Source organism: Leptospira terpstrae serovar Hualin str. LT 11-33 = ATCC 700639 (assembly GCF_000332495.1).
In the GTDB taxonomy this organism is placed as follows: domain Bacteria; phylum Spirochaetota; class Leptospiria; order Leptospirales; family Leptospiraceae; genus Leptospira_A; species Leptospira_A terpstrae.
In genome coordinates this window covers 88,796-102,519 of record NZ_AOGW02000018.1, presented here as the reverse complement: position 1 = coordinate 102,519, position 13,724 = coordinate 88,796, and the positions used below count along the sequence as shown (strand labels likewise).

9 protein-coding genes are annotated in these 13,724 nt (G+C 40.3%); 4 read left to right on the top strand and 5 right to left on the bottom strand.

Annotated elements, in window-relative coordinates:
- Positions 1–6: 6 nt before the first annotated feature.
- Positions 7–2,553: a magnesium-translocating P-type ATPase gene (mgtA, locus tag LEP1GSC203_RS16705; RefSeq protein ID WP_002975410.1), complete on the top strand. Its 2,547-nt coding sequence runs from the start codon at positions 7–9 to the stop codon at positions 2,551–2,553.
- Between the two features lie 130 nt (positions 2,554–2,683).
- Here mgtA and LEP1GSC203_RS16700 read toward each other — a convergent pair whose 3' ends face one another.
- Positions 2,684–3,022: an EF-hand domain-containing protein gene (locus LEP1GSC203_RS16700; RefSeq protein WP_002975523.1), complete on the bottom strand. Its 339-nt coding sequence runs from the start codon at positions 3,020–3,022 to the stop codon at positions 2,684–2,686.
- A gap of 228 nt (positions 3,023–3,250) precedes the next feature.
- Between LEP1GSC203_RS16700 and LEP1GSC203_RS16695 the strand changes: the two genes are divergently transcribed.
- Positions 3,251–4,432 carry a serine hydrolase domain-containing protein gene (locus LEP1GSC203_RS16695; protein ID WP_002975282.1) on the top strand — a complete coding sequence of 394 codons (1,182 nt, stop codon included), beginning with the start codon at positions 3,251–3,253 and terminating at the stop codon, positions 4,430–4,432.
- Positions 4,433–4,515: 83 nt separating this feature from the next.
- On the opposite strand, the gene LEP1GSC203_RS16690 is transcribed toward LEP1GSC203_RS16695, so the two are convergent.
- Both LEP1GSC203_RS16690 and LEP1GSC203_RS16685 read right to left on the bottom strand, forming a co-directional pair.
- Positions 4,516–6,264, bottom strand: coding sequence for an acyl-CoA dehydrogenase family protein (locus LEP1GSC203_RS16690; protein ID WP_002975415.1), 1,749 nt, complete (start codon positions 6,262–6,264; stop codon positions 4,516–4,518).
- 11 nt (positions 6,265–6,275) lie between these two features.
- Positions 6,276–8,273, bottom strand: a complete 1,998-nt coding sequence (locus tag LEP1GSC203_RS16685; RefSeq protein ID WP_002975340.1) for an oxidoreductase — start codon at positions 8,271–8,273, stop codon at positions 6,276–6,278.
- A 125-nt stretch (positions 8,274–8,398) separates the two neighbouring features.
- On the opposite strand from LEP1GSC203_RS16685, the gene LEP1GSC203_RS16680 reads away from it, so the two are divergent.
- A complete protein-coding gene (locus LEP1GSC203_RS16680) occupies positions 8,399–9,046 on the top strand; it encodes a TetR/AcrR family transcriptional regulator (protein WP_002975259.1) in 648 nt (215 codons plus the stop codon).
- Between the two features lie 130 nt (positions 9,047–9,176).
- The gene (locus LEP1GSC203_RS16675; RefSeq protein ID WP_002975509.1) at positions 9,177–10,661 is read left to right on the top strand and encodes a hypothetical protein; all 1,485 of its coding nucleotides are present in this window, start codon (positions 9,177–9,179) and stop codon (positions 10,659–10,661) included.
- 3 nt (positions 10,662–10,664) lie between these two features.
- Here the strand turns inward: LEP1GSC203_RS16675 and LEP1GSC203_RS16670 are convergent, their stop codons facing one another.
- Together LEP1GSC203_RS16670 and LEP1GSC203_RS16665 are read right to left on the bottom strand one after the other, a co-directional pair.
- Positions 10,665–11,324: a TetR/AcrR family transcriptional regulator gene (locus tag LEP1GSC203_RS16670; RefSeq protein WP_002975397.1), complete on the bottom strand. Its 660-nt coding sequence runs from the start codon at positions 11,322–11,324 to the stop codon at positions 10,665–10,667.
- A gap of 95 nt (positions 11,325–11,419) precedes the next feature.
- Positions 11,420–13,573 carry a neutral/alkaline ceramidase gene (locus LEP1GSC203_RS16665; RefSeq protein ID WP_039938314.1) on the bottom strand — a complete coding sequence of 718 codons (2,154 nt, stop codon included), beginning with the start codon at positions 13,571–13,573 and terminating at the stop codon, positions 11,420–11,422.
- Positions 13,574–13,724: the final 151 nt, after the last annotated feature.

The window sequence follows — 13,724 nt, the reverse complement described above, 5'->3', positions numbered from 1 at the left end:
CCGATCATGCAAACCATTCTCAACCAGTCCGCTTGGTGGCTAAAATCTTTGAAGGAAACTTTAGAATCCTTAGATGTAAAAACTTCAGGACTAGATTCAGAAGAAGTGGAAAAACGCCGCAAACAATTCGGCGCCAATCAATTTGTAGATCACAAAGAGAAACCAATATGGAAACAACTCTTAGTAAGATTTAGAAATCCTCTAATTCTACTCCTACTGTTTGCGAGTGTTATCTCTGCCTTTATGGGAGAAATATCAAATTTCATCATCATTTCCATTTTAGTTTTATTTAGTGTTCTTTTGGACTTTATCCAAGAACACAAAGCGGGAAAAGCAGCAGACAGTTTGCGACATTCTGTTTCTGTGCAGGCAACCGTTGTTCGAGATGGAAACATAATCAACATTCCTGTTTCGCAAGTTGTTCCGGGTGATCTCGTTTTACTTTCTGCAGGAGATTTGGTTCCTGCAGATGGCAGAGTATTAGAAACAAATGATTTTTTTGTCAAACAATCTCTGCTCACAGGAGAGACCTATCCTGTCGAAAAACATCCAGGAGAACTCAAAGAACTTTCTAACGATATTACAGATGCATCCAATGCAGTTTTTATGGGAACCACAGTCATCAGTGGTAGTGCGAAAGTTCTCATTGTAAATACTGGTGCCAATACAGCAATGGGGGCTATTTCAGACAGTCTAGCCATAAAACCACCGCAGAATTCTTTCGAATTGGGAACTCAAAAGTTCGGTATTCTTATTTTGCGTATGACCGTTTTACTTGTATTGTTTGTTCTTTTGGTCAATGCGATTTTACATAAACCATGGCTTGATTCATTTTTATTTGCAGTTGCATTAGCGGTGGGATTAACTCCAGAACTTTTACCGATGGTGATTTCTGTAACATTGTCTCGCGGCGCACTCATGATGGCAAAAAAAAGAGTGATTGTAAAACAACTATCTTCAATCCAAAACCTTGGCTCCATGGATACACTCTGCACGGATAAAACAGGGACTCTTACAGAAGCAAAAATCAAATTAGAAAGACATATCGATCTTACTGGTGAGCCAAGTGATCGGGTATTAGAATTAGCATACTTAAATAGTTTTTTTGAAACAGGATTAAAAAGTCCTTTAGATGAAGCTATTTTGGAACACGAAGAGATTGATGTAAGCCTTTGGAATAAGATAGATGAAGTGCCCTTTGACTTTGAACGAAGGAGAGTATCAGTTTTATTAGACCATTCAGAAAAGAAAAAACGAATCCTAGTGGTAAAAGGTGCACCAGAAGAAATTATAAAGCTCTGCACACATTTCGAAACTGAAAAAGGAACCATTCAACTCATAGACTTAGAAGCTAAGGAAAAAATCCATTCAGTTTATACTTCCTTAGAAAAGCAGGGTTTCCGCGTACTTGGAATTGCATGGCGAGAAGAAACAAAGGAACTTACACATGCTGTCAAAGGTGATGAATCAGAATTAATTCTATCTGGTTTCGCAGCATTTTTGGATCCTCCCAAAGAAAGTGCAAGGCTGGCCTTATCTTCACTGAATGAAATTGGTATTACCGTAAAAATTATTACCGGTGATAGTGAACTTGTTACACAACATGTTTGTTCTGAATTAAAAATGCCAGTCCTTGGAGTCCTTACAGGTAAGGAGATCGACAGTATAGACGACTCGGCACTCAGTTTTAAAGTGGAATCTACAAATCTTTTTTGTCGAATGAATCCTTCCCAAAAAAACAGAATTATATTGGCTCTCAAACATAGAGGTCATGTGGTCGGGTATTTAGGAGATGGAGTCAACGATGCTCCTTCATTGCATTCAGCTGATGTTGGACTCTCAGTGGACTCAGGTGTGGACGTAGCCAAAGAAGCAGCAGGCATGATATTATTAGATCATGATTTGTCTGTATTGTATGAAGGGGTTATGGAAGGCAGAAGGACTTTTGGTAATATAATGAAATATATTATGATGGGAACTAGTTCGAATTTTGGGAATATGTTTAGTATGGCTGGAGCAGCTTTGTTTTTACCATTCCTTCCAATGTTACCCACACAAATACTTCTTAATAACTTCTTATATGATATCTCAGAAATTCCAATTCCTCTTGATGAAGTAGACAAAGAAGAACTAAAAATTCCACGAGTTATGGATATCACTTTTATCAGAAACTTTATGTTAACGATAGGACCAATAAGTTCTGTATTTGATTTTTTAACCTTTTATGTGATGTTAGTTGTATTAAAGACAAACGAAACCTTATTCCAAACTGGTTGGTTTGTAGAATCCCTTTGCACACAAGTATTAGTCATCTTCATCATTAGAACCCGTGGAAATCCAATCAAAAGTAGGCCACACCGATTGCTCGCCATTGTTTCTATAAGCATTGCAGCGATTGGTGCTATTTTACCATTCACACAATTAGGAACTTACTTTGGACTCGTTCCTCCACCGATGGAGTTTTATGCGATTTTAGCGTCTATGGTTGTCATTTATCTTTTCGTTGTGGAAACAGCAAAAAGGATTTTTTACCGTTTTCATAGTAGGAAGTAAATCCCTGCGCCAGGGATCGAAGCGGAAATCCTTTCGCGTTTTGCGAAAGATGGAAGCGGAGAGCCCGGTCGGATCGTTGTATCCAATAGGAAAAACGATCCAATGCGAGGCGCCCCAATACAAACGCTTGTTATTCGGAAGTTTTTTTCTTCTTTTCGTCTTTTTTCTGTTTGGCCTCTTTGACCTTCTCTTTCATCGCTTCTTTTTTCTCTTCTCGTTTTTCCATACGAGCGGCTTTCATCTCTTCCAATGTCACCGATCCATCGGCATCTTTGTCAAGTTCGGTAAAAAAACCTTCATGGAATTTTTGCCATTCTTCCTTTGAGACCTTATTATCGCTGTTAGTATCCATTTTTTTGAAATGGTCCCCTGCCATCGCATTCTTTCCATGACCATCATGGTCATGAGCAAAAACGGATGCCGAAAGAAGGAAGGCAACACTTGTAAAGATAGTTAGAATTTTTTTCATAGAAAAACCTCTGCGTTAGTTTAGGCCAGATTTTTAAAAGCGTCAACACCTAAGTAAGAAATTTTCTGACAAATGGTCAGGGAAACTTTTACTGGATCGTATAAAGGGAACTTTATTGACAGGCATATGTCAGATTCTCTGCTTTTTTTTTGCGTACTATAGATTATGGTATCCGCAGTGATAACAGAGGATATAGAATCTCCCCATTCGCTTTGCGGAAGGAAATGAATGAGACAAACAAAAACTTTGACCAATGGTATTGTATTTTTTTTCTTTTGGATCTTCTCGAATTTAGAAGCAAATCCGCCTAGTGCAGAAATTTGTCACATACCCATTGCAAGTAGAGATTGGCAAGTTAGCGAACCTACCGATTCTGAATTTGATCAAAGTAAATTTTGTAACCTAATCAAAGAAGTGGGTTCACAGGAAAGTGAATTTCACTCTCTTCTTATCGAACGCCATGGAAAACTAATCGCTGAAGTTTATAATACAAGAAAAGACAAACCATTTAACAAACGCTATGGACTAAGGCTTCCTTTCGATGGAGAAACTCAATTTGACTTAAATACTTTACATGATGTTCGTTCTGTCAGTAAATCGGTAACATCTTTACTTTTTGGAATTGCTATTGATAAAAAAATATTAGAAGGTGTGGATTATTCTGTTTTGTCATATTATCCAGAATTATCATTTCCCAAAGACGACCCACGACAGGAAATCACCTGGAGACACCTCCTAACAATGAGTAGTGGACTAAATTGGGAAGAATGGAGGTATGGATTTTTATTCAGTGATGAAACAAGGCTTCTTTGGAAAAAAGACTTCCCTAGTTTTGTTTTGGACCGAGACCTAATCACTAAACCTGGAACCAAATTCAAATACAATGGCGGAGGAACTTCTCTCCTTTCCGATATACTCATCAAAAAAACAGAAAAACCTCTAACAGTATTAGCAAAAGAATGGTTATTTGATCCATTAGAAATCCAAAACTTTGAATGGGTCGAAGACAAAAATGGGAGGGCCCTTGCCCATGCAGGTCTTCGACTCAAACCTAGAGACATGCTAAAGATAGGCCGTTTGGTTTTAAATAAGGGAGTTTGGAAAGGCAAACAAATTGTATCCAAGCGGTGGTTAGATGAATCATTCACAAAGCAGATCGATTCTGAAGTTAGTATTTTTCGAAAGGACCAAAAATCGTTTGGTTATGGATACCAGTGGTGGCTTGGAGAAACAAGTATTGGCGAAAGGAAAATTCCTTGGTCTTTGGCCCTCGGAAACGGTGGGCAACTCATTTTTGTCATTCCCACTCTTGATATGACCATAGTCACAACAGCAGGCGGTTATGGAGATCCAACAACGATCCAAAAAATGATTGATACAGTAGAAACTATACTAACTACAGTTAAGTGAATTGATGACTGTATGGTCAAGCCCATTGGGGAGCTTGACCATTTTCTAAAATCAAAATTCTACTGGAAGCTTAAAGATACTTTCTAACCAAAATTCTGAATTCGATACAAACAAGACTGAGCAATAGCAGTACTATCTATAACATAGGCACGACAATCCTTTAGCCAAACTTCCTTTGTATTCAAATCGGTAATTTTCGGAATCGATTTTTCGTATAATAAACTGCTGATATACCGACACATTTGGATCATTAAATTTTCGGCAACGGTTTCCTTTCTTGTATCCTCTTGGATTCCTCGCATCTCACGAATGGATTCTTCTAAAACCCTTTCTTGTTCTAACAAAAAAGTTGATGGAGTGGGAATCTCCGCTTTTAGCGAGTTTAAATACTTTCTGAAATTTCCGTCTCCCGCCATACCTGCAAGAATAGCTCCCGTAGCAATGCGCACATGGATTTGGCTTGTACCTTCGTAAATGGTATTGATCCGTGAATCTCTGAACATACGAGAGATATCATAATCTTCAGTGTATCCTGCGCCACCAAACACTTGCACAGCGAGATTTGTACATTTATGACCTTCTTCCGAACTATAGTATTTTGCCATAGGAGTGAGAGTGGAAGCCAAAGTAGACCAGTATTTTACTTTTTCATCTTTTCTAATTTCTCTATCCTCTAAATTTGCTTTTTCCATTCGGATTTGATGGTGTTGGTACATATCAATGACACGAGCAGTTTCGAGAGTCAAAAGTCGCATTGCATTTGTTTCTCGTTTGATTTTATGAATCATTTCTGCAACTGCAGGAATTTCACCTATGGGTTTTCCGAATTGTTTTCTTTCATTTCCATACTTCACACATTCATAATAGGCGGCAGCTCCCCCACCACAACCTCCGGAAGCACTCACAAGACGCATAAAGTTTGTCATCCCCGCTGTATAACGAGTGAGTCCAAGTCCTTCCTCACCTAGAATTTCTCCATAAGTGTTTTCATAGACAATTTCGCAAGTAGGTGAGGCGTGAATCCCCATCTTCTTTTCGATACCTGCTACAAATACGTCTTGGCTCTTTACAATGAATACGGACAATCCTCTGGCACCACCCTCAGACTTTCCTGTGCGTGCTAAGGTGAGAAGGAGTGCAGGATTTTCTCCCAAGCCACATCCTTGAGATATAAATCGTTTTGTTCCTGTTAGTCGGTAGCTTCCGTCTTCCTGTTTTACAGCAACTGTCCTTACATTGTTTAAGTCGGATCCGTAATCGGGTTCTGTCAGAGACATGGCAAACAAACACTCACCCGTGGCCGCTTTCGTTGCGTAGGTTTCTATTTGTTCCGGTGTTCCAAACCTTGCGACAATTTGCGCTAAGTTGAGTAAGGTAGTTGTCATACAAAAAGCAACATCGGCTCTTGCCATTAGCATTGCATACAAGGCACCTACAGTTGCAGGAAATGCAAGGCCGCCAGCTTCTCTCGAAATGGAATAAGGCATAAGCCCGGTGTTTCTGAATTTTTCATAAATCTCGATTGTTTCTTTGGGAAAAATCACCTTCCCATTAGAATACTTTAGTTCATTGCGGTCCATGGTTTGGGATTTTTGAGAAACTTCTTTTCCAAAAAAATCTCCCATTGCATCCAAACTCGAAGTGTATAACTCCAAAGCTTCTTCTTTTGTGGAAGGTGCCATTTCAAACCTTTGGTTTTTTGTTTTAACGAACGTTTGGTGGTCAAAAAAACCTTCCCCTTCGGTTTCGCGAATGATAGAGTCCCAATCCAGAAGTTGGTTAAAGATTACCTGTAAATCGGCATCCTCTGAAAAATAATTATTTGCGATCATGTTTTTATCTCCTAATTAATGCTATATGCTGCTTCTAAACCTTCGAAAAAGGCTCGTTTTGCATCGATGTTTCTTGGATCCTTTGCTCCACCAATGACTATGGTTTGTTTATCCGGATATTTGTTTTGGAATTCCTCTAAGAGGGATGTTTCTTTTTCTTGGCCCACACATAAAATAAGTGAATCACAAGGATACAAAAATTCCTCTCCATTTTTTAATTCGACTTTGAGTCCTTCCTTCGTCACTTCTTTGTAAGTAAGTCCATGATAGAACTCTACACCCACTGATTCTAACTCTTGTTTGAGTGCCCAAAATGTTGTCGGTCCAAGTCCTGCTCCATGTTTTCCATTCCGGCGAAACACTGCCACATCCCTGTGAGCTTTTTCTTTTTGCACACCAGTTTCAGTAAAGGAACTGATATTGTATTTTTTATCATAAGAGGTAAGAGTTGGATCCTCTTCTTCCGTCAATCTATGTGCCACATCCACACCAATCCCTCCTCCACCAATCACTGCCACTCGTTTGCCAGGTTGGAATTTTCCAGTGAGATACTCAGAATAATTTCCTGAGGGTAGGTTTTCTAGTCCTTTTAAGGAAAACTCTCTGGGTTTCACACCACTTGCGAAAATAGTGACATCAGGATTTTCTGTTTCTAACAACGTTAGAGTTGCAGTTGTATTCAATCGTATGTCGACACCTAAAGCAGGAAGTTCATTGGAAAAATAACGAATGGTTTCTTTAAACTCCGACTTACCAGGGATATGCGATGCCAATTGAAATTGCCCCCCAAGTACATTTGCTTTTTCGACTAAAATGACTTTGTGACCAAGGTTTGCACTGACACGGGCCGCTTCAAGGCCTGCGGGACCTGTTCCAATGATTAAAACTTTTTTAGGGTCTTTTACTTTGGGTTTCGTATATTCTAATTCATTTACGGCTTCTGGATTTACTATACAGGATACAGATTTTTCTTGGAAAGCATGGTCAAGACAAGCTTGGTTACAAGCCACACAGGTATTGATTCGATTCGACATACCCAATTGGAATTTTTTTACAATGAATGGATCTGCAAGGAAGGGCCTTGCCATCGAAATGATATCGGCTCTATTTTCATCAAAAACTTGTTGCATAGTAATGGGATCATTCACTCGGTTGGAGGCAATGATGGGAACACCCGGTGTATTTTCTTTGATGCGACTGGCAATGGAAACCCAGGCACCTCGGGGAACAAGTTGGCTAATGGTTGGAATTCTTGATTCATGCCAACCAATCCCTATATTGAGAGCAGAAACTTTTTCTTCTCGCAAAACATTTGCTAACTGGACTACTTCTTCAAAACTTGGATTTCCAGGAATCAGATCAATCCCGGACATCCGAAAGATCACAGGAAAACCTTCGGGGAGTTGTTTTTTGACGGCACGTAGGACTTCGATAGAAAGATTCATTCTTCGTTTGTTGTCTCCGCCAAAATAATCATCACGTTTGTTTGTGACGGCAGAAAAGAATTGGTTTAAAAGATAACCTTCGCTACCCATAATTTCCACAGCTCCGAATCCGACTTCTTCTGCTAGTTTTGCCGCTTTTCCAAAGTCTTCTACCGTCTTCCAACATTCCTCTTCCGTAAGTGCTTTTGGCACATAACGATTGATTGGTGCTCGTATGGCAGAAGGTGCCACACATCCACGATCTGCAGCATACCTTCCGGCATGGAACAACTGGGCGCACATGGTTCCTTTTCCTTTTAGGAGTCCATTCATTTTCCTTAATTCATGAGCATGTTCATTGTTTTGGATGTTAAAAAAACTACGAGAACCCTTACCTTCTTCATTTACGCTGATCCCACCGGTGACAATAAGGCCCACTCCTCCTTCAAAACGTTTGCCGTAAAAAGCGGCCATTCGTTCCGCAGTGCCTGTCTCTCCTTCCACACCAAGATGCATGGATCCCATAATGAAACGGTTGGGAAGTGTAAAATTACCGAGAGAAATGGGTGAAAAAGCTGTGTTCATTCTGATTTATTCCTAAATTGAATTAATTTACCATTGGTAATATTTCTGAATAATGGGGCAAGCCATAAATTACCACCGGTAAATAACTGCTGGCATAGGAAAGCATAACAGAGAAAAATGGGGAAATGGCTGCTTCGAAAAAAATATCCTCACAAAAGCATATGGGAGTGGGTCGCCCCTCCAAAGAAAGTGGGATGAATGTCAGAGAAGCTCTCATCCAAGCGGGTGTGGACCTTTTAGAAAACACATCATTGGAAGACATCTCCCTTCGCAAAGTAGCAGCAAAAGCTGGAGTGAGTCATGTTGCCAGTTACCATCATTTTGAAAATAAACATTCCCTCTTTGCTGCTATTGCAGAAATAGGATTCCAAAAGTATTTTGAAACTTACCAAAAAGAATTAGAAAAAACAGATAATGACTTCAAAGGCAGATACCGTGCCCTTGGTTGGACCTACTTCCAATTCATTATGACTAACAGGCAGTTCGCAAGGATTATGTTTGGTGGAACAGGGGTAGATGTGAAAACCCATCCTACTTTACTTGCCGTCTCACGTAGAACCTATCGGCAGTTACACGAAATCATTCGAATGGGCCAAAATTTGGGATACCTAGAAAAAGGAAATACTAGAGAAAAAACCTTAGCCTCTTGGGCCATGATTCATGGAATTGCGATGTTATTTTTGGAAGGTCGTTTGCAGATGAAAAATGACTTGAGTGAGATGGAAAGATTCATCCAAACCGTTACGGAATATGCTTACAATGGAATGAAATAATCTTTAAACAAAATTTTGGACTTTCAGAACCAAAATCCGGCTTGAACCCTGAATCACTGGTTCAGACTAAATTGATATATGAATTGCCTGATTGACAAAATATGATAACCTACCCAACTCTGGATATGTTATGCGAAAATACAGAAAAATCCCCAAGGTCTCTTTTCTATTTATTTTCGTTCTTTTATTTCTCCAATTCCATTGTTTATTAAACCCAATTGTTAGAGAACTTTTGGATCTGGACCCAACCCAAAAAAATGACAAACTAAAACAGCTTAGTTTACTTTTGGGGTTTTACGGGAGTCCAACAGCAACCATCACTCCCTCTCTCGGAAATGTCATTCTCGCTAATACAAACATTCGGATTGTCTTCAGTCGTAGTATGGTTCCAGATTCGTTTTCGGCAACGCTCGGTTCAAAACTAACACCAGTTTGGTCCGATTCTTATTCTGCCAATGACACGGTGGTTCTTTCGGGTCCCATTCCTGTCGGAACCTATTCCTTTATTTTAGAGGCAACAGATTCTCTTGGAATCCATATCACTCCTGTGATTGGAAATTACACTGTTCTTTCTTCCAATACCAATTTATATTATGTAAGTCCTTCAGGGAATGATGGAAATTCAGGAACAAGCCCTGGAAATACAAAACTCTCCATTTCCTCAGCAGTTTCTGCAGCAACTCCACCGGCCGCCATTTTTGTCTCTGAAGGGACTTATTTAGTGAATAGTGGACTCGGAACTCAGATTAATTTGGTAAATCTCGTTTCTTTATATGGTGGGTTTAGTACAGATTTTTTAAATCGTAATTCCAGTGTTTACATCGCAAGGATTGTGGATACAGCGACGGCAAGCGCCGACAGCATAACGGTCAGTGCTGGGGCAACGATCACAACTTCAACAGTGGTGGATGGATTTACGATTCGTGGTGCATCAAATGCAAATGCACCGACAGCATCAATTGCTTTCAATTGTTTCTCCGGTTCTCCCACGATCACAAACAACCGATTGGAAGGAGGTACTGTCAGTAACGCTATTTCCGTTGCTATTTTTCTTTCCACATCTTCGGCAATCATTTCGAACAATACGATTCAAGGAGGGACTTCTACGGCCACAGGTACTTTTGGAGTATTTGTCCAAGATAGTTCCTCACCGACAGTGGCTTACAATACGATTTATGGTGGGATTGCAAATGATTCTTCTCATGGAATTTATAATTCTCCTCATGCTAATACGCCAACGATTATTTTTAATTCAATTGATGGAGGTACGGGAAGTTTTTCCTATGCATTTAATACTAGCCATCCATCAAATTCGATAGTAACAAATAATATTTTGAATGCAGGGTCAGGAAACACAAGTTATGCGATATACCAAGGTGCAGGAGCCGGAGATGTCGGCAATTATCAATTCAATACACTTTTTACTTCCGGCGGAAACATTCGGTATTGTTTATTTGAAAATGGAGGATCAAGTCCCATTACTTTTAATGGAAACAGACTCTTCAGTTGTCCGACAGCTCTCTACTACGATAATGCCTCAAACGCAATCAATGATATTGGAACTGTCAATGGTGGAACCCTCGGAGGGGCTACCTATTCAGGCAATTACGAATAACGTCTACTTAGGTTTACAAACTTCCGGTAGGTAGTTTTTTAAATAAGAGATAGTCGCTTTTTTAGCCTCTCCTACCATCCAAGGAGTGAAATCTCCATAGGTTCTGTAAGATAGTTTTAATAAAGAATCTGCAATAGAAAAGGCAACGCCAAAGATTTGGTCTGCCTGTTCTAATTCAGGCAAAACAAATCGGTCCATAAGACCTAGTTTCGCTAAGTTGGCAAGTTTTGCATCGAGCTCCTGCCCTACTTGGCGCATCTCAGGATGACTCATTCTGTATCCATAAATCAAACGTGGGAATGCAATTTCTTTATTCGTTACCTCCACGGCTACATCAATCGAACGTTCAATGTATTTTTCCCAGCTAACAAAGGTTTCTCTTTTTAACAAAAGGGATTTTTCGATCAAACTTTCTGAGTGTAATAAACGAATTCCGTGAAAGATGGCTTCCACATTGGGAAAAAAATGGTAGGCAGAGGGTCTAGGAATATTTGCCTCTTTGCAAATGTCGGCAAAACTAATCTCTTCGGGAGATTTTTCTCTGAGGAATTCCAAAGCGATAGTTAACAATTGTGTACGTCTGTTTCTCCCTTGTTTACTCGTAAATTTAAAAGGCCGAGAGGCAAGGTCAGGAGATAAAGATGCGTCTACCAATTTATCCATAGTACGAGCCTTCTTTAGAATCTCACCCAGTCAATCCCGTTGCAAAAGAAAAATACCTGACCTTTTTAGGGGCCAGGTGAGTGATTGTTCAGATATTACTGCACTGTGAAATTGTTTGTGACTCCTTGGTAGGCACTGATTGCGCCCGTCCATCCCGATTTCCAATGGCCACGGTGACGGATGCGGTAGGTTCCCGATGGAAAAGAAGTTGTTTTCCAAGAAACGGTAATTTTGGAATTGGCTACCCCATCTCTTTGCCAGCGGTACGTCGTGGACGGATCATAATCCCTTGCCACGACTGCCCAAGTGGATCCATTTTGTTTTTCTACGTCCACGAAGCTACTTCCGATGAGCATATTGTTTTTGGGATGCCCGCCCCAGAATACCGCACTGACTGTAGCACCGCTACTATAAGACGCAGAAGGTTGAGTGACAAGACTACCGAAACTTTTAAAGAGGGGAACATCATCAAACACCACTCCAGTTTGGAAGGTAGCTTGGTTGTTTGTTAGGTCCGCAGGTGTAGGGCCTGCAGGAGAGGCAGTTCCATTTCGCAAAGCACTTGCTAGTTTTCCAAATTCTTGTTCATATCCAAACAGTGTGTTGGGACCAAATTGAGTGGAAGCTCCTTCATACTGTTGAGAAGAGTATTCTTCTCTAGTTGTTAAATACGAAGTATAGGAATTGGAAAGACCTGCGACCACTGTGTATTCATTTTCCAAAACATTCTTCACAAGAGAACGTAGTCTTCGACCAGCCATAGTAGACACTTCTGCCGGAATGGCAAGGATTGCTAAACTTCCAATTTTAATGATCTGCATAGGAATCACTGGAGGTGTCCAAGGATTGCCATCGAAACTAGCAACTCCTGTCGGAATGAGGACAGGTTTTTCTGCATGGCAAAGTTTGTAAGCTTCACTTGTAGATGCCGGCCATAAAACACCAAGAGCTCCTCCAAGAAAACTAGACTTAAAGGCATCAGCAGTGTTTGTATTCCAATCCAATGAATCGATTGTAGTTCCTTCATCAAAAAAATCCACAGAGACTGCATTGTCTTCCACACTACCAGCAGAAAAGGAAGCACCCATTCCCGCAGGGCAAGTGGTGGTTCCTACACTACTCACATAAAGATTAGAGAAGTTAACATACGTATGACGGAAATCCACAGAACCTGACAATTGTGTATTGGCACTTGTGTAAAGAGATTGTGCTTTGTTGAATTGTTTTTCTCCGATGATGTTTTGACGAGCATAGTCGTTCACACCATCCGCTGGACCCCAAAGGTTAGGTGTCACATCTCCGGCATTGGATTGTGCAAAAGCAGCAACAAAAGTTGAATTAGCAGAATAATTGGCTCCTTTTGACTTTTCAAATAGATAAGAAGCATACCCTTTGTTATCGCCACCAATTAATTTATTGGATGGACCTACGTTTGTTGGATGGACTGCAAACCAGTTGACCATTCCAATTTCTCTACCATCAGCAGCCACTAGTTTCAATAGAGTCATGGTTTGGTCTACGTTTGAACCGTAGTAACTTCTTTCTGAAGCTGGGTTTTTATCATAAGCAACTGCAGAACGGTTTTTGCTCGCATCAGTCAAAGTCCCTTGGTTGATGTATACATTTCCGGGAACTAAATTTTGATGAGCCAATTTAATGGAACGATAAATTCCATCTACTATGACATCAAAGTTTTCTTTAATAAAACCAGCCGTTGTTGCGTTGTATAAAAAATAATGGGAGTATCCACCAGGACCACTATGAGTATGAGTTGCCGAAAGTAGAACATTCGCCTGATTGTAATAAGGTGAAAGTTCAGAATCCAATGCAATTTTGCGACTTACCGCTTGTTTGATGGATTGAAAAATCATACCTAGGTCGGCACTGACAAATACAACTCGTTTGGATGCATCTCCAACGATATAGGCCCTGGACCAAAGGCGCATATAAATCCCTTCTGTTTTTTGCGCAGATTCGGCAAAACCCATCATCCCTACTTCAGCAGCAGGACCTGTGATGTCATAAATCCCTGCACCGACTAGATAAGGAGAGGAACCGAGCGACGGGGCTACAGCACGACTGACACCAGTTGTGCCCACTAAATCAGAACTAACAGAGTCCGATGTACTTGCGCTCACCAAACCGAGGATGGGGGAAGGGGACGATTTTTGGTCTGAACAAGTCAAAACCAAAAAACAACAAACAATGGTTAAACCCAAGTGCACTCGGGAATCTCTTTTGGAATTCATATACTCTCTCTCCGAATCTAAATTTCTAAATGAAATCTTTTTCGCTTGGGTTTGGACCTAAATGTTACTTTAGGACCAAATTCGGTTTATAAGTCTAAACAGTGTTAAAAATATGGCAAGAAATTTAATCGACAACTGTCGGTTTTTTTAG

What these genes read in the sequence shown, in the direction of transcription:
- mgtA (WP_002975410.1), top strand. Translation starts at nt 7, where the DNA reads ATGCAAACCATTCTCAACCAGTCCGCTTGGTGGCTAAAATCTTTGAAG.
- LEP1GSC203_RS16700 (WP_002975523.1), bottom strand. Translation starts at nt 3,022, where the DNA reads ATGAAAAAAATTCTAACTATCTTTACAAGTGTTGCCTTCCTTCTTTCG.
- LEP1GSC203_RS16695 (WP_002975282.1), top strand. Translation starts at nt 3,251, where the DNA reads ATGAGACAAACAAAAACTTTGACCAATGGTATTGTATTTTTTTTCTTT.
- LEP1GSC203_RS16690 (WP_002975415.1), bottom strand. Translation starts at nt 6,264, where the DNA reads ATGATCGCAAATAATTATTTTTCAGAGGATGCCGATTTACAGGTAATC.
- LEP1GSC203_RS16685 (WP_002975340.1), bottom strand. Translation starts at nt 8,273, where the DNA reads ATGAACACAGCTTTTTCACCCATTTCTCTCGGTAATTTTACACTTCCC.
- LEP1GSC203_RS16680 (WP_002975259.1), top strand. Translation starts at nt 8,399, where the DNA reads ATGGCTGCTTCGAAAAAAATATCCTCACAAAAGCATATGGGAGTGGGT.
- LEP1GSC203_RS16675 (WP_002975509.1), top strand. Translation starts at nt 9,177, where the DNA reads ATGCGAAAATACAGAAAAATCCCCAAGGTCTCTTTTCTATTTATTTTC.
- LEP1GSC203_RS16670 (WP_002975397.1), bottom strand. Translation starts at nt 11,324, where the DNA reads ATGGATAAATTGGTAGACGCATCTTTATCTCCTGACCTTGCCTCTCGG.
- LEP1GSC203_RS16665 (WP_039938314.1), bottom strand. Translation starts at nt 13,573, where the DNA reads ATGAATTCCAAAAGAGATTCCCGAGTGCACTTGGGTTTAACCATTGTT.